Genomic DNA, 23091 nt, shown 5'->3' on the forward strand with positions numbered 1-23091 from the left:
CCAGCCGGCAGGCAGCGAACCGGCGCCCGCCCGGCCCCCTCCCCCGCCGCTGCCAGCGCTTTGGACCCGGAGGGTCCGAGACGAAACCCGCGCTGGCCCACCGGCAATACCGCCCCACCCAGCGACGATCAGTGACGTCCGCCCCGCCCGACCCGCAGACAGCGAGCCAACCCCAACCCGATCCCCACCCTCGCTGGCATGAACCTCAAGCCGCAACGCACCCTAGGCGGGCGCGCCGGGCCCGCCGCGATCGAGGTCGCCCTCCTCCTCGGTGTCCTCGTGCGTGCCGTCGTCTTCCGGTTCTTCGGGTACGGGCAGCCGGCCGCCCCTGCTGGTCGCGACGCGCAGCGCGTCGTGTAGCGACTCGGACAACCTCGTGCCGAGGAAGTGGAGTTCGATCGCGGACGTGTGGCGGTTCCTGAGCATGTCCTTCGCGAACGCCAGGAGTTGGACTCCGGTGGCGAGTTGCTGTTCCTCGATCTGGTCGGCGAGGCGCGAGACGCGGCCCGTGCCGCTCTGCGACTTGAGGTAGCACGGTTTCCCGCGCTCGTCTGACCATGGCAGCAGCCGCAGGGTGTCGTTCACCGGGCCACCGCCATGGCGCTGCGCGCGCTGTGAGGGTACGGGCGCGGGCCCGTCGGCGAGTGGTAGCCGCGGGCGATACCGTGGTGCATGTCGTCAACTCCGTGTGTTTGATGGCCACACCCCCGGGCCGTTGCCGCGGTCGCGGGGGTTTTCTCGCACATGACATTCGAATACCGCGAGATTTCGCCCCGGCTGTCGGAGCGGTGTGGTACCACCATTCCTGAAAGCTCCCTTTGAGCGCACGCTCTGCGCGTCACCAATTGCCCAGCGTGGACACCGAGTTGAAGCGAAGAAAGGTTCGACTTGATGGAGTTGAACGACGAATACGGCAAGCTCAGCCCACGTGTCAGGCTTGGTCGCCGGTTGCGGCGACTGCGGGAGCGCAGGGGGCTTTCCCTGCGACAGCTCTCCGACGAAGTGGGCGGGTACTCGCACAGTTATCTCGGTCGGGTGGAACTGGGGGAACAGCTTCCCTCGGAAGCTCTCGTGAACGTGCTGGACGAGTTCTTCGACACGGACGACGCGCTGGCCGAACTGCTGGATTTGGCGCACGACAAGCTAATTCCTGACTACAGCCGGAAGGTAGTGAATCAGGAACCAGAGGCTGAGCGCATTCAGGTTTTCAGCAGCAGTTTCGTGCCTGCGCTCTTGCAGGCAGAGGCTTACACGCGGGAGATGTTCCGCAAGGCTCTTCTGCGGGAAACCGACGCTCAACTCGAAGAGCGGGTGGCCACTCGCATGCGGCGGCAGCGAATCCTGGAACGGGAGAACCCGCCCTACTATTGGGGCATCATGGACGAAGCCGCTCTTGCGCGCACAATTGGCGACACGGGGTGCATGTCCGGGCAACTCCAACACCTACTGGAGATTGGTGTTCGGCATCATGTCACGGTGCAGGTGCTGCCGTTCTCCAAGGGGGCATACCCCGCCATGGGGGGAAGCCTGATCCTGCACACGATGCCGAACGGCGCGACTGTGGGCTCAGTCGAGAGCTTCGCCTCCGGAGAACTGATCGAGGAACCGAAGAGAGCGCTGGAGCTGGTGCGAAAGTTTGATGTTGTACGCTCCATGGCCCTCTCCGGGGAAGACTCGCTCGATCTGATCCGCAGCTACTTGAAGGAGTATGAAGGTGACGATGATTCCTGATGCATCGGCTCTGCCCGACTGGCGTAAGTCGAGCTACAGCGAGAATGCAGAAGGCGCTTGCATCGAGGTTTCGGACGGCTACCCCGCCGGCGTCCCGGTCCGTGACTCCAAGAACCCCCACGGTCCTGCGGTCATCTTCGAGCCGACCGCATGGTCGTCCTTCCTCGCCGCCGTCAAGGGCGGTGGCTTCGCCGCTTGAGCGAGGCTGGGAGCCCGTACCGAAACCGCCTCGGTACGGGCCCCCGCTCGTACTACACCGGCCGCAGCCACACCGTGGCCAGCGGCGGGAGCACCGGCAGGATGCTGGTGCGGTGGCCGTGGGAGGGGACGGACTCGGCCTTGAGGGGGTCCGGGTTGGAGACGCCGCTGCCGCCGTAGCGGGTGGCGTCGGTGTTGAGGGCCTCGTGCCAGACGGTGAAGCCGTTTGGCACGCCGAGGCGGTATTCGTGGCGGACGACGGGGGAGAAGTTGGAGACGGCGAGCAGGGGGCCGCCGTCCGCGTCGTAGCGGAGGAAGGCGAAGACGTTGTCCTCGCTGGCCTCGCCGTCGATCCAGGCGAACCCCTCCGGCTCGGTGTCGCGCTGCCACAGCGCCGGTGTGGCGGCGTAGGTGTGGTTGAGGTCGCGGACGAGGTCGCGTACGCCTCGGTGGTCGGGTTCGGCGGAGTACGAGGGGTCGAGGAGCCACCAGTCGGGGCCGTGGCCCTCGGACCATTCCGCGCCCTGGGCGAACTCCTGGCCCATGAAGAGGAGTTGCTTTCCGGGGTGGGCCCACATGTAGCCCAAGTACGCGCGGTGGTTGGCGCGCTGCTGCCACCAGTCGCCCGGCATCTTCGCGGCCAAGGAGCGCTTGCCGTGGACGACCTCGTCGTGGGAGATCGGCAGGACGTAGTTCTCGCTGTAGGCGTAGACCATCGAGAACGTCATCTCGTGATGGTGGTACTTGCGGTGCACCGGCTCCTTGGCCATGTACTCCAGGGAGTCGTGCATCCACCCCATGTTCCACTTCAGGCCGAAGCCGAGGCCGCCGAAGCCGCTGGGGCCGACGTGGTGGGTGGCGCGGGTGACGCCGTCCCAGGCGGTGGACTCCTCTGCCACTGTGACGACGCCGGGGCAGCGGCGGTAGACGGTGGCGTTCATCTCCTGGAGGAACGCGACGGCGTCCAGGTTCTCCCGGCCCCCATTGGCGTTGGGGGACCATTCGCCGGGTTCGCGGGAGTAGTCGAGGTAGAGCATGGAGGCGACGGCGTCCACGCGCAGGCCGTCGATGTGGAACTCCTCGCACCAGTACACGGCGTTGGCGACGAGGAAGTTACGGACTTCCTTGCGGCCGTAGTCGAACTCCAGGGTTCCCCAGTCGGGGTGCGCGGCCCGTGCCGGGTCCTCGTGCTCGTACAGCGTGCGGCCGTCGAACTCGGCGAGCGCCCAGTCGTCCTTGGGGAAGTGTGCCGGCACCCAGTCGACGAGGACGCCGATGCCGGCCCGGTGCAGGGCGTCGATGAGGAACTTGAAGTCGTCGGGGGTGCCGAGGCGGGCCGTCGGCGCGTAGAAGCCCGTGACCTGGTAGCCCCACGAGCCGCCGAAGGGGTGCTCGGCGACCGGCATCAGCTCTACGTGCGTGAAACCCAAGTCGGCTACGTACGCGGGGAGTTGTTCCGCTAGCTGACGGTACGTCAAGCCCGGGCGCCAGGAGGGGAGGTGGAGTTCGTAGATGGACAGGGGCGAGGAGTGCACGGCGCGGCCCGCGCGGTGGATGAGCCACGCCTCGTCCCGCCACGTGTGGTGCGAGCTGTGCACGATGGACGCGTTGGCGGGCGGCGCCTCCGTCTGGCGGGCCATCGGGTCGGCGCGCAGCGTGTGCGTACCGTCCGGGCGTGTGATCTCGAACTTGTAGAGCGCGCCCTCGCCGACGCCGGGCAGGAACAGTTCCCAGACGCCGGTGCCGCCGAGCGAGCGCATGGGGGTGGCGGTGCCGTCCCAGTAGGTGAAGTCCCCGACGACGCGTACGCCGCGCGCGTTCGGCGCCCAGACGGTGAACCGCGTGCCGGTCACGCCCTGCCACGTCATCGGCTGCGCGCCGAGCGCCCGCCACAGCTCCTCGTGGCGGCCCTCGCCGACCAGATGCAGATCGAGATCACCGAGCGCGGGCAGGAAGCGGTACGGGTCGTGGACCTCCACCTCGTTGTCCTCGTACGTGACCAGCAGCCGGTAGTCCGGAATGTCCCGCAGCGGCAGCAGCCCCGCGAACACCCCGTCGCCCTCGTCGATCAGGTCCGCCCGCAACCCCCTGGCCGTCACGGCCACTTCGCGCGCGTACGGGCGCAGCGCCCGGAACACGACGCCGCCGCGCACGGGGTGCGCGCCGAGCAGGGCGTGCGGATCGTGGTACGAGCCGTCGAGCAGGCGGGCCCGCTCGCCGGGGTCGAGCGGGGGAGCGGGACGTACGCCGCGACTGTTGTGACTGGTGCCGTTATTGCCGTTATTGCCGTTGTTGCCGTTGGTGATGGCGGGGGCCGGGGCGGGGGCCGTTTCGGCCTCCGGCTCCGCCTGCACCTCTGGCTCCGCCCCCCGCTCCGGCCGGGGGGCGCGGGGCGTCGGCGGCGCGTTGTACGAGGAACGGCGCGGCTGGGGCGGTTCCGGCTGGACCGGGCCTGGCCGGGCCGGTTCCGGTCGGACCGATTCCGGCTGGGCCGGTGGGGTGGGCTCCGCCTCCTGGGCGCGCTCCTCGGCGCCGTCCGCTTCCGGCAGCGGCACCTCCTCGACGGGCGCGCGCGTACGGCCGGGAAGCCGCGGCAGTCCGCCCGGCTCGGGGGCGGGCGGGGCCTCCGACGCGGGCGGGGCTTCCGGAGCGGGTCGCCCCTGGCGCGGCGTGGCCGGGAGGAACGTGGCGGGCACCTCCGGGGGCGCCGGCGGGCCCGAGCGGTCGTCCGCGTGCGGCGGGCGGTTGGTCGGCGGACGTGCGGTCACGGTCTGGTCCTCCTCAAAGCCCCGGCACCGTTGCCGGGGGACGAATCAGTGCTGCGTCGTCGTGCGTCCGGTACGAGTTCCCGCCTCCCCGGACCCAAGCCTGAAAGCGGGCCCCGGCCCGTTCCCCGGCCCCGGCCCGTTCCCCGGCCCGTTCTCAGGCCCCGGCCCGTCCCCCGGCCTGAGCACGACGCCCGTCGCGCGGGCCCTGAGTACGCCGCCCGCCGCGCGGGCCCCCGGGCGTCGTCTCACGCCGGCCCCCCGTCCGGCAGCTCGCCCCCGTGCGCCCCGGCCGCCAGGCGGCGGATCGCGGACATCGGGACGGGGAGCCAGTCGGGGCGGTGCCGGGCCTCGTACAGGACCTCGTAGACGGCCTTGTCGGTGACGTACGCGCGGAGGAGGGCGGGGTCCTCGCGGGGGTCGGTGCCGGTGGTGGCGGCGTAGCCGTCGCAGTAGGCGGTGCGGGCGCGCTCGGACCAGGCGCCGGACGTGGCGTGGCCGACGGCGGCGGCGTAGTCGAAGGAGCGGAGCATGCCCGCGAGGTCGCGGGCGACGGGCTGCGGGCGGCGGCGCTCCGCGAGCGGGCGGGCGGGTTCGCCCTCGAAGTCGATGAGGGACCAGCGGCTGTCGGCGGCCGTCCGCAGCGTCTGGCCGAGGTGCAGGTCGCCGTGGATGCGCTGGGCGGTCCAGGTGCGGCCGGCGCGTCCGAGCAGGGCCATGGACTCGTACGCGGCGTGCAGCGCGGGGCCGTACGGGCGCAGCGCGGGCACGGCGGCGGCGGTCGCCTCCAGCCGCTCGGTCATCGCGACGGCGAGGTGTTCGAGCTGCGGGCGGCGCAGCGTGACGGTGGGGAGCGTGTCGGCGAGCGCGAGGTGCACCTCGGCGGTGGCGTGCCCGAGGGCCCGCGCGGAGGCGGCGAAGTCGGCGCTCAGGGAGAGGGAGTTGAGGGCGAGCTGCCAGCCGTCGGCGGAGGAGGCGAGGTAGTTCTGGAGGACGCCGAGCGTCATCGGCTCCGCGGCCGGCTCGGGGGACACGGCTTCGTACCAGGCGACGGGCGCGGGCACCCGCGAGCATTTGGCGCGGGCCAGCGCGAGGGGCAGTTCGAGGTCCGGGTTGGCGCCGGGGCAGACGCGCCGGAAGAGCTTGAGGATGTACGTCTCGCCGTACACGACCGAGGTGTTGGACTGCTCTGCCGTCACCAGACGGGGCGTCAGGTCGGGGTCGATGAGGGCGCCCGGGGTGTGGGTGAAGCGCAGCGGACCGAGCCGGCCCGGTGTGCGCAGGCGCTCCAGCAGTACGGCCGACAGGCGGGCGTCGGCCAGTGCCTCGTACACGGTCAGGCCGTGCAGCGGCCCCTGCGCCGGGCGGCCGATGAGCGCGGGCGCGAGGTGCGGCGGCAGCGTCTGGCGGACGCCGAGCAGGAGTTGGTAGCAGTCGGCGGCGTCGGCGGGCTCCGGCTGCGCGCCGGACTGCTGGGCCCGTACGAGCAGGTGGAGCAGGCCGGGTGAGGTGCCGTGGGGCGGGCTGGGCAGCAGCTCGGTGACGGCGACGGGGGTGAACCCCGTGATGGGGCGGCCCTTCCCCGCGAACCAGCGCTGCCTGGGCAGCCACTCCGCGAGCAGCGGCACGAGCGAGGCGAGCAGCCCGGCGTCCCCCGCGGCGGCCTGGACCGGTCGCCCGGCGGCCGCGGCGGCCGCGGCGGCGGCAGCGGTGGCCGCGGTGGCCGCCGGGCTGCCTCCGCTGCTCGCCTTGGCGCGGGCCGAGAATCCTTCCGGCATGACGTCGCGTCCTTTCCCCGGGCACACGACAGTTAGGGCGAAGTGTCCCGGATTGCGGCAGTGACTGTGCGGCGGTGCGGGACGTGTCGGCCGAGGATCGTCCATACGGTCAGCCCGTACGACCGGGTCGAACAGCCGAGACGCTGTCCGGTCCGTACGGCGAGTGGGGCGGACGCGATCCGGGAAGCCCGGCCCGTTCGGTAATAGGGAGACTTCCCAGGGGCGGGTGGTGAAAACTCCAACACGCGCCGGGGGCGCGCGCGGGCGCGACCTCCCCGCCGCCGAGCCCTGGCCTGGCGGCTGGCGGCAGGAGAGGGCTGGGCTCCAGCCCGGCGGCCGGCAGGGGTTAGGCGTCGGGCTTTGGGTCGGCGGCCGGCAGGGGTTTGACGTTGGGCCTTGGGCCCGCCGCCGCCGCGGCCCGCCGCCGAGCCCCCGCAGGGCCCCGGACTCGGTCTGCTGGGGTCACCCCGGAGTGTCGGGAGCGGGTTGGGCGCCTCGGGGGCCGTCATCGCCGTTTCCCGAGGCCGGCAGGGTCAGTTTGGGGAGGGTGTAGCCGACCAGGGGGCCTATGCCGGCGGCGAAGGCGACGGTGGCGATGCCTACGGTGCCGCCCAGGAGCCAGCCGACGGTGAGTACGGTCACCTCGATGCCGGCGCGGGCCGCGATCAGCGGGATGCCGCGGCGTACGAGGCCGGTCATCAGGCCGTCGCGGGGGCCCGGGCCCCAGCCGGCGCCGACGTACAGGCCCGTGGCGACGGCGACGCCGGTCACGGCCACGGCCACGTACGCGACGCGCCCGGCCAGGGAGCCCGGGGTGGGGAACCAGGCGATTCCCAGGTCCACGAACGGGCCCACTACCAGCGCGTTCGCGGCCGTGCCCAGGCCGGGCCGCTGGCGCAGCGGTATCCAAAGGACCAGCAGGGCTAGCGAAATGGCGACGGTGGTCTCGCCCAGCGTGAGACCGGTGGCCCGCGCGACACCTTGCCCGAACACGGTCCACGGGTCGGTGCCGAGGTGGGCTTGGACCAGTACCGCCTGGCTCAGCCCGTACAGCGCCAGACCCACCGCGACCCGCAGTGAGCGCTGCCCGGGGCGGTCGTCAAGGCGCGCCATGGCCGTGAGCGGCAGACGTCAGGAGGGCGTCGGCGGCGCGCGCCGCCGCGGTCGTGGCCGCGCCCGCCTCACCCGGGCCGTGTACGAGGACCCGCGCGGCGACCCCGTCGATCAACAGGAGGAGCTGCGAGGCGAGTTCGTCGGGGCGGTCGTACCCGGCCTCCGCGCACAGCTCCCGCAACACCCCCAGCAGCCACAGTTTCTCTCCTCGTACGGCGGCGGTCACCGCCTCGTCCGCGGGGGACTCGGCGGCGGCGTTGAGGAAGGCGCAGCCCCGGCCGTTGGCGTGCTCGTACAGGGTCGCGAGCCAGTCGAACACGGCGGTCAGGCGCGGTGTTCCGGGCTCCACGTCCGCCAGGTGGGCGGCGAGGTCGGCCGCGATGCGCCGCTGTCGCGCCTCCAGCGCTCCGGCCGCGAGCGCCGACTTGGAGGCGAAGTGCGCGTATACGGTCGGCTTGGTCGCCTTGGCCGCTCGGGCGACGGTGTCGATGTTCGTCCTGGTGATGCCCCGCTCGTAGAAGACCTGCTCCGCGGCGGCCAGCAGACGGGCGCGCGAGGTCGTGTTCCGTTGCATTATTTTAACTTACCAGATAGTTAAATTAAGCGCCCGCAGACCGAATCGGCCGGGAGGGGCGGGCTGGCCGATGGGTACGAGCTATCGGAGCGCCGCCGCCACCAAACCGCGGATCTCCTGCTCCGACACGGTTCCCCCCGTCACCAGACGATCGAAGACCAACCCGTCCACACAGGTCAGCAGCGTGACGGTACGGCCGTCGGGGTCCGCGACGCCGCGCGCCGCCAGGAAGTCGCGGGCGGCGTGACGCGCGGCGTTCGGGCGCGGCGTGAGGATCTCCCGCAGCTCGGGGTGGTGCACGCTCTCCAGCGCGCAGGCGTAGCGCGCGAGGGAGCGCCGTCGTCCTTCCCCCGTGGTCCGCCGCTCGATGAAGGCGGCGATCCCGGCGACCAGTTCCTCGGTGCCGCGCGGCGCCGGCGCCTGTTCCCCGATCGCCTGGAGCTCCGCCTGGTCGAGGGCGACCAGGCGCCGGACCAGCGCGGTGAGCAGTGCCTGGCGGGTGCGGTAGTAGGCGGACGTGGTGCCGGCGGGCAGGTTCGCGGCCCGATCCACCGCGCGGTGGGTCAGTCCCCGCATCCCGGCCTCGGCGAGCACGCCGATGGCCGTGTCGGCGAGGACGGTACGTCGATCGGTGGGCATCGCCCTTTTCTACACCTGCTTCTACAGCCGCGGGGGAGCGAGTACGCTTGTGCTGCGTCTTCTACATCTGTAGAAGGGCGGAGCGGACGAGGGAGGCCGGCATGGGCGGCAGCGCGGTGGTCGTGGGCGCGGGAATCGGCGGACTGGCGGCCGCGATCGGTCTGAGGCTCGCCGGCTGGGAGGTGACCGTCGCCGAACGCGCCCCCGTCCTCGCCGACGTGGGCGCGGGCATCTCCCTGCACGCCAACGGCCTCCGCGCGCTGGACGCCCTCGGCGTCGGAGCCGCGGTGCGCGCGGCCGCCCGGCCGCAGTACACCGGAGGCACCCGCGTCCCCGACGGGTCCTGGCTGGCTCGGATGGACGGCGCCGCCCTCGAACGCGAACTGGGCACGCCGATCGTCGGCATCCCCCGCGCCGTACTGCACCAACTGCTCCGCGCGGCGCTGCCGCCGGAGTGCCTGGTCGTCGGGGCCGAGGTGACGACCGTCGACCGCTCCGACCCGCGGCGGGTGCGCGTCCCCCTCGGGAACACCGCCGGAAACACCGCCGCCAAAGCCGCCGGGAGCACAGCCGGAAACACCCTCGGAAGCACCGTCGCGAACACCGTCCTGGAGGCCGATCTGGTCGTCGCCGCCGACGGCGTGGGCAGTCGCCTGCGCGCCCAACTCTTCCCCGGGCACCCCGGCCCGGCCTACAGCGGCTCGACCGTGCTGCGTGCCATCACCGAGCGCCCGGTCGACCTGGCCACCGACTTCGAGCTGACCTGGGGGAGGGGGGCCGAGTTCGGCCACATCGCGTTCGCCGACGGCCGGGCCGAGTGGCACGCGGTGCTCAACTCGCCGCCCGGCGTCCGGCACGCGGACGCCCTCGAAGCGCTGCGCCGCCGCTTCGGCGACTGGCATGACCCGATCCCCCGGCTGCTGACCGCGACCCGGCCCGAGGCCGTTCTGCACCATGACATCCACGAACTCGTGACGCCCCTGCCCGCCTTCGCCGCGGGCCGGGTCGTCCTGCTCGGCGACGCGGCCCACGCCATGACCCCGAACCTCGGCCAGGGCGCCTGCCAGGCGCTGGAGGACGCGGCCGTACTCGCCGCCGCGCTCGCCGCCGGGCCCACCGTCGAATCGGCGCTGGCCCGGTACGACGCCGAGCGCCGCCCGCGCAGCCAGTCCGTCGCGCGCGCCGCCCGCCAGGCCGGCCGGATGGGCCAGCGACTGGCGCACCCCCTGGCCGTCGCCGTGCGCAACACCGCGCTCCGGCTGGCGCCTTCCCGCGCGACGGTCCGCACCATCCTGCGGCACGCCGACTGGACGCCCCCGGCCCTGAGCTGACGACACCGCCCCTACCAGCGCCCCCCGCCGCCGCCACAGGGGCCCGCCCCCCGGCCCCCGCCACAGGGACCCGCCCCCTCAGCGGATGGCCGGCGGCTCCCCGTGCCGCAGCCGGAACCAGTAGAAGCCGTGGCCCGCGAGAGTCAGCAGATACGGCAGCTCGCCGATGGCGGGGAAGCGGACGCCGCCGATGAGTTCGACGGGGTGGCGGCCGTTGAAGGACTGGAGGTCCAGTTCGGTGGGCTGGGCGAAGCGGGAGAAGTTGTTCACGCAGAGGACGAGGTCGTCGCCGTACTCGCGGAGGAAGGCGAGGACGGCCGGGTTGGAGGAGGGCAGCTCGGTGTAGGAGCCGAGGCCGAAGGCGCGGTTCTGCTTGCGGATCTCGATCATGCGGCGGGTCCAGTGCAGCAGCGAGGCGGGGCTGGACATCGCCGCCTCGACGTTGGTGACCTGGTAGCCGTAGACGGGGTCCATGATCGTCGGAAGGAAGAGCCGGCCGGGGTCGCAGGAGGAGAACCCGGCGTTGCGGTCCGGGGTCCACTGCATCGGGGTGCGCACGGCGTCCCGGTCGCCGAGCCAGATGTTGTCGCCCATGCCGATCTCGTCGCCGTAATAGAGGATCGGCGATCCGGGGAGGGCGAGCAGCAGGGCCGTGAACAGTTCGATCTGATTGCGGTCGTTGTCGAGGAGCGGCGCGAGCCGCCGCCGGATGCCGATATTGGCGCGCATCCGCGGGTCTTTGGCGTATTCCGCGTACATATAGTCGCGCTCTTCGTCCGTGACCATTTCCAGCGTCAGCTCGTCGTGGTTGCGCAGGAAGATCCCCCACTGGCAGCGAGCCGGAATCGCCGGGGTCTTGGCGAGGATCTCGGAGACCGGATAGCGGGACTCGCGCCGTACGGCCATGAAGATGCGCGGCATGACGGGGAAGTGGAACGCCATATGGCACTCGTCGCCGCCCTGGTGGAAGTCGCCGAAGTAGTCGACGACGTCCTCGGGCCACTGATTGGCCTCCGCCAGGAGCACGGTGTCCGGGTAATGGGCGTCGATCTCGGCCCGTACGCGCTTGAGGAATTCGTGCGAACGGGGGAGGTTCTCGCAGTTGGTGCCCTCCTCCGCGTACAGATACGGGACCGCGTCCAGCCGGAAGCCGTCGATGCCCAGGTCCAGCCAGAAGCGCAGGGCGGCCAGTACCTCCTCCTGGACATTGGGGTTCTCGTAGTTGAGGTCCGGCTGGTGCGAGAAGAAGCGGTGCCAGTAGTACTGCTTGCGTACCGGGTCGAAGGTCCAGTTGGAGGACTCCGTGTCGACGAAGATGATCCGCGCGTCCTGGTACTGCTTGTCGTCGTCGGCCCATACGTAGTAGTCGCCGTACGGTCCCTGCGGGTCGGTGCGCGACTGCTGGAACCACTCGTGCTGATCGCTGGTGTGGTTCATGACGAAATCGATGATCACGCGCATGCCGCGCTGGTGCGCGGCGTCCACGAATTCCACGAAGTCGGCGAGGTCGCCGAACTCCGGCAGCACCGCCGTATAGCAGGAGACGTCATAGCCGCCGTCGCGCAGCGGCGACTGGAAGAACGGCGGCAGCCACAGGCAGTCGACGCCCAGCCATTGCAGGTAGTCGAGTTTCGCGGTGATCCCCTTGAGGTCGCCGACGCCGTCGCCGTTGCTGTCCTGGAAGGAGCGGACCAGCACCTCGTAGAAGACGGCGCGTTTGAACCAGTCGGGGTCCCGGTCTTTCGCTGGGGTGTCCTCGAACGTGTCCGGCACGGGCTCGTTGACGATCATTTTGTGGGTGACCCTCCGATCGGTGAGGACGGTCGCAGCGAGAACACGTGGGCCGGTGCCGGGGAACGTCCCGGCTCCAGGCGCACATAGTTGTCCCTGCCCCAGTGGTAGGTCTCACCGGTGAGCTCGTCGCGCACCGGGACGGACTCGTGCCAGTCGAGGCCGAGTTCCGGCATGTCCAACGAGACCGTCGCCTCCTGGGTGTGGTGGGGGTCGAGGTTGACGACCGTAAGGACGCATGAGGCGCCGTACCGCTTCGAATAGGCGATGACGGCGTCGTTGTCGACATGGTGGAAGCGGAGGTTGCGCAGCCGCCGCAGGGCCGGGTGGCGGCGCCGGAGCCGGTTGAGGGTGGTGATCAGGGGTGCGAGGGAGTCTCCGGCCCGCTCGGCCGCCGCCCAGTCCCGGGGCCGTAGCTGATACTTCTCGGAGTCCAGATACTCCTCGCTGCCGGCCCGTACGGGGGTGTTCTCGCACAGCTCGAACCCCGCGTAGACGCCCCACGTGGGGGAGAGCGTCGCGGCGAGCACGGCCCGCGCCTCGAACGCGGGGCGCCCGCCGTGCTGGAGATACGCGTGCAGGATGTCCGGGGTATTGACGAAGAGATTGGGCCGCATGTAGGCGGCGCTCTCCCCGGCCAGCTCCGTCAGATAATCGGTGATCTCCTGCTTGCCGTTGCGCCAGGTGAAGTACGTGTACGACTGCTGGAACCCGAACGCGGCGAGCGTGCGCATCACGGCGGGCCGGGTGAACGCCTCGGCGAGGAAGATGACGTCCGGGTCGGTCCGGTTGATGTCCCCGATGACCTTCTCCCAGAACGCCACGGGCTTGGTGTGCGGATTGTCGACGCGGAAGATCCGGACCCCGCGCGCCATCCAGAACCGCAGCAGCCGTCGGGTCTCCCGGACGATCCCCGCCCAGTCCTCGTCGAACGCGATGGGGTAGATGTCCTGGTACTTCTTGGGCGGGTTCTCGGCGTGCGCGATCGTGCCGTCGGCCCGGTGGTGGAACCACTCCGGGTGCTTCTCCACCCACGGGTGGTCCGGGGAGCACTGGAGCGCGAAGTCGAGGGCGACCTCCAGGCGCAGCTCGCGGGCGCGCGCCACGAACTGGTCGAAGTCCGCCAGGGTGCCGAGGTCCGGGTGGACGGCGTCGTGCCCGCCGTCGGCGGAGCCGATGCCCCAGGGGCTGCCCACGTCGTACGGGCCCGCGCTGAGCGTGTTGTTGGGGCCCTTGCGGTAGGCGGTGCCGATGGGGTGGATGGGCGGGAGATAGACGACGTCGAACCCCATCGCGGCCACGGCGGGCAGCCGCCGGGCGGCCGAGAGAAACGTTCCGCTGCGCGGGGGCTCGCCCTCCCGCACCACCGCCCCCTCGGACCGGGGGAACAGCTCGTACCAGGACCCGAAGAGCGCCCGTTCCCGCTCCACCAGCAGCGGCAACGGCCGCGACGCCGTGACCAGTTCCCGCAGCGGATAGCGGGCCAGCGGCGCGCAAACCCCGGGGGCCAGCGCCGCCGCGAGCCGGTCGGCCGCCGGCCGCGACGCGTCGCGCAGCGCGTCGACCGCCGCCAGCACCGCCTCCCGCCCGTCGCCCTTCGGCACCCCGGCCGCCGCCCGCTCGTACAGCCGCGCGCCCTCCTCCAGCACCAGCGCGCAGTCGATCCCCGCCGGGACCTTGATGCCCGCGCCGCGCCGCCAGGTGGTCAGCGGATCGCTCCACGCCTCCACCGTGTACGTCCAGCGGCCCTCCGCGTCCGCCGCGACCTCCGCCCCCCAGCGGTCCGTACCCGGCGCCAGCTCCCGCATCGGCGTCCACGGCCCGCACCGGCCGGCCGGACCGCACAGCACCACATTGGCGCCGACCGCGTCATGGCCCTCCCGGAACACCGTGGCGCTGACCTGGAACTCCTCCCCGACCACCGCCTTCGCGGGACGGCGTCCGCAGTCGATCAGCGGGCTGATGTCCAGGACGGGGATGCGACCGATCATGGGCTCACCTGGAGTTAGGGGTGGTCCGGCAGGGTCTGTTCTTTCTATCTGCTCCACGCGTGCCGGGCGGGCTGTGGGCATGACGGCTCCTGTCCGCGTTCACTCGGTGGGCGGAAGAGGGATGGGCCATGGGTGGCGGCGCGCGGATGCGCGCGCGTACGCGGATACGGACGTACCGAGTGAGCATTCCATCGCGATCCAGTCGGACATTCTCGGAATACGACATACGACGACCACCGCTGCCTCGCTTTCCCGGTATTCCGGGGCGTGAACGCGAGAAGGCGCCGCGGTACGGGCGTGGGGCTCCGTGTTGTACGGGCGGCGGGGCCCCTGCCGTACGGGCGCGAGAAGGCGCTGCCGTACGGGCGGTGGGACGTCCTGCCGTACGGGCGCGAGAAGGCCCCGCCGCGGGGGCGGGGCCTTCTCGGGCGAACGTCGGGTGCGGCGAATTCGAGGGGCGGCGGCTGCGACGGGGGCGCCGGCTGCGGCGGGTTCAACGAGGTCACGGTCACGATCCGACGCGCAGGAGTTTGTCGGGGGACAGCGGTCCCGCCCCGCCGACTCTGCCCGGCGTGGCCGCCCGTACCAGAGCGCCGCTCACCTCGGCCGGCCGCGCCGACGGGTGGTCGGCCAGATACAGCGCCGCCGCGCCCGCGACGTGCGGCGCGGCCATCGAGGTGCCGGAGAGCGTGGCGCTGGCCGTGTCGCTCCCGATCCCCGCCGACGTGATGGCCGCGCCGGGCGCGAACAGGTCCAGCGCCGGGCCCCAGTTGGAGAACGAAGCCCGCCGGTCGCCGATGTCCGTGGCGCCGACCGTGATCGCCTCCTTCACGCGCGCGGGGGAGGAGAAGTCCGCGGGGATGCCGTTGTTTCCGGCGGCGACGGTGTAGGTCACCCCGGACGCGATGGAGTTCCGTACCGCCGCGTCCAGTTGGGGATTGAGGAAGCCGCCGATGCTGAGATTGGCGACCGCCGGTTTCCGCGCGTGCGCGGTCACCCAGTCGATGCCCGCTATCGCCTGGGCCGTGGTGCCCGTACCGCGCGCGTCCAGCACCCGCACGCCGACCACCGACGCCCGCTTCGCCACGCCGTAGCGCGTGCCCGCGACGGTGGCGGCCACGTGGGTGCCGTGCCCGTTCGCGTCCTCGGCCACCGCGTCGTTCCCGACGAAGTCCCAGCCGCTGGCGGCCCGGCCGCCGAAGTCCCGGTGCGTGGTGCGGATGCCGGTGTCGATGACGTAGACGGTGGTGCCCCGGCCGCCGCTCGCGGGCGCGCTGTACGAACCGTCGAGGGGCCGGTCCGCCTGGTCGATGCGGTCGAGGCCCCAGGAGGGCGGGTCGGGCTGGTTGGTGGGGTGGCGGCGCTGTGCGGGCGAGTCGGGCTCGCTGACGGGTTGGGAGCTCCGGGCGGGCTGGGTGGGCCGGCGCGCCGAGGCTGACCCCGGCTGATTGCCGACGCCCGGGCCGGGAGTCCGCAGCGCCACCTCGGTGTCCTGCGTGACGGAGGCGACCGCCGGGTCTGCGGCCAGCCGCCGCGCCCGGTCCGCGTCGGCGCGTATCGCGTAGCCGTTCAAGGCGGTGCCGTAGGTGTGGCGGATCCGCGCCCCGTACTTCCGTACCAGCTCCTTGCCCGCCTCGGACGACGCGTCGACACCGCCTCGCCCGGTCTTCAGCGTGACGATGTAACTGCTGCTCACGGCGGCGGGCGAACCGGCCGCCAGGACGCGGCCCGACGGCGGTGCGGCGTGCGCGGGGAGCGCGACCGCCGCGAGGACCGCCGCGGTGGCGCAGGCGGTGACCCCCTCGGCCAGTCGGCGGCGGCTGGTGCGCGACAAGGCCATGCCCTGAGCCCCCTTCTCCACTGCTCTCCACTGCTGCGCGACTCGGCACGTGCTTCACACCCTCCCGTGGGTTACGGAGGGGTACAAGGCCGCTCATGGGGGCGGAATCGGCCAAATCGCCCGGGGGTGGGGCGTACGGCGGGAGGTACGGAGGGGCGTACGGGGACCGTCAGGTGGGGTGGCCGGCGGGGCGGGCCCGTACGAGGAGGCGGCGGCGGGGCGTACGAGGAGGGCGTGGGGCGGTCGTAGGAGGAGGCGGCGGTGAGCCGTACAAGGCCCCGCGCGGCGGGTTGTTGAACAAGGCGCGCGGCGGGGCTTATGAGGGCGCGCTCGCGCGGATCGTAGAACAATGCGCGCGGCGGCGCCGACATAGAGACGCACGGCGGGGGCGGGTCCGGGGACGAGGCTCACGACGGGGCCGGTGTCGAGACCCGCGAAGCGGTCGGCATCGGGTTCCTCGTCGAGACCCCGCGAAGCGACCGGTGTCAGGGCCGCCGTCGAGACCCGCGAAGCGACCGGTGTCTGGGCCGGTGCCGGGGCCCGCGGCCGGTTGTCGAGACCCGGGGCCCTCGCGCCGCTACCGTCGAAGCGTGAAGGCCATTCGTCGATTCAGCGTGCGCCCCGTCCTTCCCGAGCCCCTACGACCGCTCAGCGAACTGGCGCGGAATCTGCGCTGGTCCTGGCATCCCGAGACCCGAGAGCTGTTCCACGCCGTGGACCCCGAGGGCCACCGCGCCGCCGACTGCGACCCGCTGCGGCTGCTGGGCACGGTGTCCGCGGGGCGGCTGGCGCAGTTGTCGGGGGACCGCCGCTTCGTGCGCCGGCTCGCGGCGGCCGCCGACGACCTGCACGACTACCTGGGCGGCCGGCGCTGGTACCAGGAGCAGAGCGACGACCTGCCGGCGGCCGTCGCCTACTTCTCGCCGGAGTTCGGCGTGACCGGGGCGCTGCCGCAGTACAGCGGGGGCCTCGGCATCCTCGCCGGGGACCACCTCAAATCCGCCAGTGACCTCGGCGTCCCGCTCGTCGGCGTCGGGCTCCTCTACCGCCACGGCTACTTCCGCCAGTCCCTGTCCCGCGAGGGCTGGCAGCAGGAGCACTACCCGTTGCTCGACCCGAACGAGCTGCCGCTGGCGCTGCTCCGTGAGGCCGACGGCCACCCTGTCCAAGTCGCGCTCGCCCTGCCTGGGGGCCGCTCCCTGCGCGCGTACGTCTGGCAGGCGCAGGTCGGGCGGGTGCCCCTGCTGCTCCTCGACTCGGATGTGGAGGAGAACGATCCGCGCGAACGCGATGTCACCGACCGGCTGTACGGCGGCGGCAGTGAGCACCGGCTGCTCCAGGAGATGCTGCTGGGCATCGGCGGAGTGCGGGCGGTACGGGCGTACTGCCGGCTCACCGGCCACGCGGCGCCGGAGGTGTTCCACACCAATGAGGGGCACGCGGGGTTCCTGGGGCTGGAGCGCATCCATGAACTGGCCGCCGAGGGGCTGGAGTTCGCCCCGGCGCTGGAAGCCGTACGGGCGGGGACGGTGTTCACGACGCACACGCCCGTACCGGCGGGCATCGACCGCTTCGACAGGGAGCTGGTGGCCCGGCACTTCGGGGGCGGCGCCGAGCTGCCGGACATCGACATCGAGCGGGTGCTGGCGCTCGGCCTGGAGACGTATCCCGGCGGCGATCCGAACTGCTTCAACATGGCCGTCATGGGGCTGCGCCTCGCGCAGCGGGCCAATGGCGTGTCCACGTTGCACGGCGAGGTGAGCCGGCGAATGTTCGCGGGGCTGTGGCCCGGCTTCGACGCGGCGGAGGTGCCGATCACGTCCGTGACCAACGGGGTGCACGCGCCGACGTGGGTCGCGCCGGAGGTGTTCCGGCTCGGCGCCCGGCAGATCGGCGCGGGGCGTACGGAGGACGCGCTGGCGGTGGGCGGGTCCGAGCGCTGGGACGCGGTGGCCGACATCCCCGACGGCGAGATCTGGGAGCTGCGCCGCTCGCTGCGCGAACAGCTCGTGGCCGAGGCGCGCGAACGGCTCGCCGCGTCCTGGCGGGAGCGCGGCGCGGGCACGGCCGAACTGGGCTGGATCGACGGGGTGCTGGACCCGGACGTCCTGACGATCGGCTTCGCGCGCCGCGTCCCCTCGTACAAGCGGCTGACGCTGATGCTCCGCGACCGGGACCGGTTGATGGAGCTGCTGCTCCACCCCGAGCGGCCCGTCCAGATCGTCGTGGCGGGCAAGGCCCACCCGGCGGACGACGGCGGCAAGCGGCTCGTACAGGAACTGGTGCGCTTCGCGGACGACCCGCGCGTACGGCACCGCATCGTCTTCCTGCCCGACTACGGGATGACGATGGCGCAGAAGTTGTACCCCGGTTGCGACATTTGGCTCAACAATCCGCTCCGCCCGCTGGAGGCGTGCGGCACCAGCGGGATGAAGGCGGCGTTGAACGGCTGCCTCAACCTATCGGTTCTGGACGGGTGGTGGGAGGAGTGGTACGAACCGGACTTCGGCTGGTCCATTCCGACGGCGGACGGGGCGGCCGTCGACCACGACCGCCGCGACGACCTGGAGGCGGCGGCGCTGTACGAGCTGCTGGAGGAGCGGATCGCGCCGCGCTTCTACGAGCGGGGCGCGGGCGGGCTGCCGGAGCGGTGGATCGACATGGTCCGCCGGACGCTGGTCACCCTGGGGCCGAAGGTGCTGGCGGGGCGGATGGTGCGGGAGTATGTGCAGCAGCTCTACGCCCCCGCCGCCCGCGCCCACCGCGCCCTCGACCCGGCCACCGCGCGCGAACTGGCCGACTGGAAGGCGCGGGTGCGCGACGCGTGGGCGGGCGTGGCCGTCGACCACGTGGAGACGGCGGCGACCTCGACGCCGGCGGCGGGCGTCAACGGCACGGCCGAACTCGGCTCCACCCTCGCCCTGCGCGTCCGCGTCGCCCTCGGCGGCCTGACCCCCAGCGACGTCGAGGTCCAGGCGGTAGCGGGCCGCGTCGACGAGTCCGACCGCATCACCGACCCCACCACCGTCCCCCTCAAGCCCACCACCGGCCCCGACCTCGACGCCACCTGGCTCTACGAAGGCCCCCTCCCCCTCAACCGCACCGGCCCCTACGGCTACACCGTCCGCATCCTCCCCTCCCACCCCCTCCTCGCCGCCCCCGCCGAACTCGGCCTCATCGCCTTCCCGGCAGAGGCCACGGGGGAGGCGGCGGGGGTGCTGATGAGGTGACGGGTGGGGCCGGATGGTAGGGAGATAAACTGCCGACGGCGGGAGACGAGGCGTCGGCCGGCGGGGCCCGGGCCACGTGGTGGCGGAGCAGGTCGGGCCACGAGGCCACATCATGACCCGATGCGTCTCATGCCGGGGACGGGCCAGGTCACGGCGCCGCGCATTTCGCGACCGGAGCGGCCAAGGGGGCCTGGAATGAGATCACAAGCCGCTGCCGACGCTGTCGCACCCGCCCCGCTGCCCTTCCTCGGAACCAGTTGGTACCGGCGCGGGCTGGGCTACTGGACACGCCGGGCGGCGATGGTCGGCGGTCTGCTGCTGGGGCTCTTGCTGCTGGGCGCCGTCATGACGGCCGTCTACCGCGGCATCGTCGCCGGCCTCCCGCCGGCCCCGCGCCTGCTGTGCGACATCGCCCAGGCGGTCGCCTGCTGCGTATGCCTGGTGTGGGGCTGGAAGTCGGCGCGCGGACAGGTGCTGCGGCAACGCCTGGACCCGCCCGCGCCCGAACAGGCATGGCAGCGGCGGCGGGCGGAGTCCCGGCGGGGCACGGCGCTCGCCGTCGGCGGACGCGTCGTCGCGCTGGTCGCGATGCCGGTGCTGCCGGCGGCGGTGGCGTACCTGATCGGCATGGTCTGCGCGGGCATGTTCGTCCGCGAACTGCCCATCGAGATCGGCGCGCGCCGCGCCCTGGCGGAGGCGCGCCGCGCGTAGGGGCCGGCGGCCGTACGGGCGGTCAGGCGCGCGGCGGCCTGCCGTGGCGGCGGCGGTAGGCGGGGGTGCCGTGGCGGCGGGTGGCTCGGTTGTGGGGGATGAGGGCGGCGGCTTCCTCGGCTCGTGCCGCTTCCGCCGCCTCGTGTTCGCGCACCCGCCGCTCGTAGTCCAGCCGGGCCCCGATCTCGGCCGGAGTGAAGCGGACGAACGCCGCGGACGCCACCTCTCCGATCCCGAACGCCACCACGGCCGGCAGCACCGGCACCGCCACGACCAGCAGCCATCGGCTGTTCAGGGCGTCACTGCCCCGCCGCCCGCCCCGGCCGCGCGCCGCCCGGGCCTCCTTGGGCGTCGGCGGCGGGGACGGGGGCCTGCGCCGGTGGCGTACGAAGCCGCAGCCGAGCCCGGCCACGGCCAGTACGGCCTGCGTGACGTCGAGCCCCCGGTGGAAGGACGCCGAGAACGCGAACGCCCCCACGAACCCCTCGTAGAAGGCGCCCGCCACCGCCGCCGCGAAGCCCATCAGCACAAGCTGGAAGAGGCCCACGGCCACCCGCCGCAGCCAGTACCCGGCACCCCGGGCGACCCACGTCGTCCCCCAGAAGGGGACGGGCTCCGGCTCCACGGGGGCGTGCGGGACGACTGGCATTACCGGGCTGCTCATTTCAAGGGGGCGGGGAGGGGCCGGTACACCGTGTCATAGCTGACGGGTTCTGTCCGTCGCCCTCTGGCGAGCCGTTCGATGATCTCCCGGCACGGGACCGGCAACTGGTCAATGGGGGGTCAATGGGTGGCCAGAAATCGACCAAAGGTTGGCATGAATTCAGCATGCACGCATAACTATGGGCGGAATTCGGCGGATGCCGGAGCGAGTGGCGAAGTTACCTTGAGGCGCGATCCGGCGCGTGATGTCACGCGCGAGAGGAGAAGAGCCGCATGGGGGAACAAGTGGCGTCCCGAATCCTCGACTATTTCGCAGTCGAGCCGCCGACGGCAGCCCAACAGGGCGTGCCCGCCTATTCCACGCCGGTATTCGTGCCGGCGCACCCGCGCTATCCCGAGGGAGGCGGGAAACCCGACATCGCCGTCGAACTCCTGCGGCACGCGGCCGGGACCGCCGTGCCGGTCGCCTTCACCACCTTGGAAAGGCTCGTCGAGGCGCTGGGCCCGGCCCAGCCCTGGATATCCGTCTCCATCGGCTCGTTCACCGAAGCCATGCGGGACGCGAAACTCGCCAAGGTACGGCTCGACCCGGCGATACCGCCCGGCACGGTCAACTGGCGACCCGAAGACCTGGAGACGTACGCGCGAGGAGCCGCCCAATGGCAGATCTGAAAGCCGTGCTCGGCGACCTCAAATCCATGGCCGGGACCTTCCACCGGGAAGCGGGGAACTACCGCAAACTCAAGGAGAACGTCTCCCCGCCCATCGTCAGCGGCGGCGACCCCGGACTGGACCACGCGATCGTCTCCATGGCCGACATCATCATCGCCATGCACACCGGCTTCGCCGACCGCCTCGACGACCACGGCGACAAGGTCCACGAGGCGCACGACTCCTACCAGCGCCATGACATCGATGTGCACGGACTGTTCGAAGACCTGATGAAGGACGAGAAGCGCTGATGGGCGAGAGCTGGGTCGGTGGCGACATCGGCGGCATTCGCCATATGGGCGAGGCGTACAAAAAGGCCAAGAGCGACCTCGAAGGCGTCGTGAAACCCCTCGAAGGCGCGGTGAACGGGCTCGCCTCGGACGCCGGCTGGAAAGGTGAGGCGGCCGAGAGCTTCCGGGGCGCGTGGAGCGAGGACTCCATGACGGCGGGCGCCTTCGCGAGTCTCGTGCACTCCACGGGCGAGATCCTCACCAAACTCGCCGACGACCTCTCGGCCGCCGAGACCGCGCTGAAGAACGCCGAGGACGTGGCGGTCCGCGCCGGTGTGCCGATGAAGGCCAAGGGAGTGCCCAACGACTTCCTGCACAACGACCCGCCGTCGGCCGACGAGAAGAAGACCATCGCCGCGATGAAGGAGTACGCGACGGTCCGCAAGGAGGTGCTGCACACCGCGCAGCGCGCCCGCATCGTCGCCGCCGACAAGCTGCGCGGGCTGTACAAGCAGGTCACGGACCCGGTCTCGCCCGGCGACAAGACCACGCTCGCCGACTACGTCCGGGGCCTGTACGCGTACGACGCCGAGGACGCGCGGGCGGGCGGCAACGAGGCGCGCACCAAGATCGACGAGGCGAAGAAGGCGGAGACCGAGGCCAAGAAGGAGCTCCGCGCGGAACGCAAGGTGTACCAGCAGCAGGGGCGCGCCCTGCCCAAGGACTTCGCGCCGAAGGCCGCCTACCGCGACGCGATGGCCCGCGTCGAGAAGCTGGAGACCGATATCGCGCGGGCCGAGCGGGGCAGTACGGCGCTCCCGTACGACCGGGCCCTGAACGTCAAGGTCACGGACGCGGCCAAGCTGCTGCGCGCGGGCGAGGGCCTGGAGAAGCTGCCGGACTTCCTCAAGGAGATACCGGTGCTCGACGTCGCCGCCGCGGGCGCCTGCGGCATCCTGGAGGCCTCCGACGACCACGACAAGGGCTGGTCCTGGACCCACTCCGTGGTCGTCGACGGCGGCGCCAACGTCGGCGGCCTGGTCGCCGGCACCGCCGCCACGGCCGGCCTCGTCGCCCTGGCCCCCTTCGACGTGCCGGTGGCCCTGGCGGCCGGCGTCGGCGGCGGCATCGTCATCGGCGCCACCGGTGTGATCGACCACGCCTTCCACGAGCACTGGAGCGAGGACATCCACAAACACGGCGTCGTCGGCGGCGTACTGCACGGCAGCGGCCATGTGCTCTCCGAGACCGGCAAGGACTTCAAGCGGCTGGGAGGGGACGTCTGGCATGGCATCAAGAGTCTCTTCTGACCCGACCACCCCTCCCGCCCTCCCCGGCCTCGGCACCACCTGGTATGAGCGCGGCGCGTCCTACTGGGGGCGGCGGGTCGTTACCGGGGTGCTGTGGGTGGGTGTCACCGGGCTTGTGTGCTTCCTGGCGGTGAGCCTCTACGGGGGGTTCCGCGACCAACTGCCGGGCCCGGTGCGGGTGGTGTGGGATTGGGTGCAGGCCGTGGCCGCTTGCGGGGCGTTCGTGTGGGGGTGGCTCGTACAGCGCCGGGGCCATCGCGCGAAACTCGCCGACCCGCCCACACCCCAACAGGCCTGGGACCGCAAGTCGAGCGAGAAGCGCCGCACCACGGGCCTCGCCGTACTCGGCCGCGTCCTCGCCGTCGTAGCGGCCCCGGTGGCCCCGGCGATCGCCGCGTTCGCCCTGGGGTGGGTGTGCGCGGTGGTGACCGTACGGGAATACCCGAGCGAGGCCGGCGCCCGGCGGGCCCTTGGGGGGTGACGGG

Annotated in this window: 19 protein-coding genes; 9 read left to right on the forward strand and 10 right to left on the reverse strand. The window is 72.1% G+C overall.

Going from position 1 to position 23091, the window contains the following annotated elements:
* Positions 1-222: 222 nt before the first annotated feature.
* Complete coding sequence (locus IF55_RS14525; protein WP_048831976.1) at positions 223-585, reverse strand: hypothetical protein; 363 nt, start codon at positions 583-585, stop codon at positions 223-225.
* 306 nt (positions 586-891) lie between these two features.
* On the opposite strand from IF55_RS14525, the gene IF55_RS14530 reads away from it, so the two are divergent.
* Entirely contained in the window at positions 892-1731 is an 840-nt protein-coding gene (locus IF55_RS14530) for a DUF5753 domain-containing protein (protein WP_030885579.1), read from the forward strand.
* Entirely contained in the window at positions 1709-1930 is a 222-nt protein-coding gene (locus tag IF55_RS37155; RefSeq protein ID WP_078644391.1) for a DUF397 domain-containing protein, read from the forward strand. Before IF55_RS14530 ends, IF55_RS37155 begins: the two co-directional genes overlap by 23 nt.
* 52 nt (positions 1931-1982) lie before the next feature.
* On the opposite strand, the gene glgB is transcribed toward IF55_RS37155, so the two are convergent.
* From glgB to IF55_RS14555, 5 genes are all read right to left on the reverse strand, one after another.
* On the reverse strand, positions 1983-4235 hold the full coding sequence (glgB, locus tag IF55_RS14535; protein WP_048831999.1) for a 1,4-alpha-glucan branching enzyme: 2253 nt from the start codon (positions 4233-4235) through the stop codon (positions 1983-1985).
* Between the two features lie 707 nt (positions 4236-4942).
* Positions 4943-6472 (reverse strand): maltokinase N-terminal cap-like domain-containing protein, encoded by a 1530-nt coding sequence (locus tag IF55_RS14540; RefSeq protein WP_157854430.1) that lies wholly within the window; start codon positions 6470-6472, stop codon positions 4943-4945.
* A 462-nt stretch (positions 6473-6934) separates the two neighbouring features.
* Positions 6935-7585, reverse strand: coding sequence for a membrane protein YczE (gene yczE, locus IF55_RS14545; RefSeq protein ID WP_030885587.1), 651 nt, complete (start codon positions 7583-7585; stop codon positions 6935-6937).
* A complete protein-coding gene (locus IF55_RS14550; RefSeq protein ID WP_030885592.1) occupies positions 7572-8159 on the reverse strand; it encodes a TetR/AcrR family transcriptional regulator in 588 nt (195 codons plus the stop codon). Before IF55_RS14550 ends, yczE begins: the two co-directional genes overlap by 14 nt.
* Positions 8160-8240: 81 nt before the next feature.
* Positions 8241-8798: a TetR/AcrR family transcriptional regulator gene (locus IF55_RS14555; RefSeq protein ID WP_030885594.1), complete on the reverse strand. Its 558-nt coding sequence runs from the start codon at positions 8796-8798 to the stop codon at positions 8241-8243.
* A 101-nt stretch (positions 8799-8899) separates the two neighbouring features.
* On the opposite strand from IF55_RS14555, the gene IF55_RS14560 reads away from it, so the two are divergent.
* On the forward strand, positions 8900-10129 hold the full coding sequence (locus IF55_RS14560; protein ID WP_030885598.1) for an FAD-dependent monooxygenase: 1230 nt from the start codon (positions 8900-8902) through the stop codon (positions 10127-10129).
* A gap of 78 nt (positions 10130-10207) precedes the next feature.
* On the opposite strand, the gene treS is transcribed toward IF55_RS14560, so the two are convergent.
* The 3 genes from treS to IF55_RS14575 all read right to left on the reverse strand — a co-directional run bounded on the left by treS (position 10208) and on the right by IF55_RS14575 (position 15745).
* The gene (treS, locus tag IF55_RS14565; RefSeq protein ID WP_030885601.1) at positions 10208-11920 is read right to left on the reverse strand and encodes a maltose alpha-D-glucosyltransferase; all 1713 of its coding nucleotides are present in this window, start codon (positions 11918-11920) and stop codon (positions 10208-10210) included.
* Positions 11917-13911 carry an alpha-1,4-glucan--maltose-1-phosphate maltosyltransferase gene (locus IF55_RS14570; protein WP_030885604.1) on the reverse strand — a complete coding sequence of 665 codons (1995 nt, stop codon included), beginning with the start codon at positions 13909-13911 and terminating at the stop codon, positions 11917-11919. The genes treS and IF55_RS14570 overlap by 4 nt, the downstream gene beginning before the upstream one ends.
* Positions 13912-14419: 508 nt before the next feature.
* Positions 14420-15745, reverse strand: coding sequence for a S8 family peptidase (locus IF55_RS14575; RefSeq protein ID WP_425428520.1), 1326 nt, complete (start codon positions 15743-15745; stop codon positions 14420-14422).
* Positions 15746-16341: 596 nt separating this feature from the next.
* Here IF55_RS14575 and glgP point away from each other — a divergent pair.
* Together glgP and IF55_RS14585 are read left to right on the forward strand one after the other, a co-directional pair.
* Positions 16342-18981: an alpha-glucan family phosphorylase gene (gene glgP, locus IF55_RS14580; protein WP_030885611.1), complete on the forward strand. Its 2640-nt coding sequence runs from the start codon at positions 16342-16344 to the stop codon at positions 18979-18981.
* A gap of 195 nt (positions 18982-19176) precedes the next feature.
* Positions 19177-19692, forward strand: coding sequence for a hypothetical protein (locus IF55_RS14585; RefSeq protein WP_030885614.1), 516 nt, complete (start codon positions 19177-19179; stop codon positions 19690-19692).
* Positions 19693-19714: 22 nt separating this feature from the next.
* Here the strand turns inward: IF55_RS14585 and IF55_RS14590 are convergent, their stop codons facing one another.
* Positions 19715-20341 (reverse strand): hypothetical protein, encoded by a 627-nt coding sequence (locus IF55_RS14590; protein WP_048831977.1) that lies wholly within the window; start codon positions 20339-20341, stop codon positions 19715-19717.
* A gap of 287 nt (positions 20342-20628) precedes the next feature.
* On the opposite strand from IF55_RS14590, the gene IF55_RS40555 reads away from it, so the two are divergent.
* From IF55_RS40555 to IF55_RS14610, 4 genes are read left to right on the forward strand one after another with little or no spacing between them, the layout of a single operon-like run.
* Complete coding sequence (locus tag IF55_RS40555; RefSeq protein ID WP_245661199.1) at positions 20629-21027, forward strand: SAV_915 family protein; 399 nt, start codon at positions 20629-20631, stop codon at positions 21025-21027.
* Positions 21015-21317 carry a DUF6317 family protein gene (locus tag IF55_RS14600; protein ID WP_030885624.1) on the forward strand — a complete coding sequence of 101 codons (303 nt, stop codon included), beginning with the start codon at positions 21015-21017 and terminating at the stop codon, positions 21315-21317. Before IF55_RS40555 ends, IF55_RS14600 begins: the two co-directional genes overlap by 13 nt.
* Positions 21317-22606, forward strand: coding sequence for a WXG100 family type VII secretion target (locus IF55_RS14605; RefSeq protein ID WP_030885627.1), 1290 nt, complete (start codon positions 21317-21319; stop codon positions 22604-22606). Before IF55_RS14600 ends, IF55_RS14605 begins: the two co-directional genes overlap by 1 nt.
* A complete protein-coding gene (locus IF55_RS14610; protein ID WP_030885630.1) occupies positions 22584-23087 on the forward strand; it encodes a hypothetical protein in 504 nt (167 codons plus the stop codon). The genes IF55_RS14605 and IF55_RS14610 overlap by 23 nt, the downstream gene beginning before the upstream one ends.
* Positions 23088-23091: the final 4 nt, after the last annotated feature.

The sequence above is a fragment of the Streptomyces varsoviensis genome (assembly GCF_000718635.1).
Taxonomy (GTDB): domain Bacteria; phylum Actinomycetota; class Actinomycetes; order Streptomycetales; family Streptomycetaceae; genus Streptomyces; species Streptomyces varsoviensis.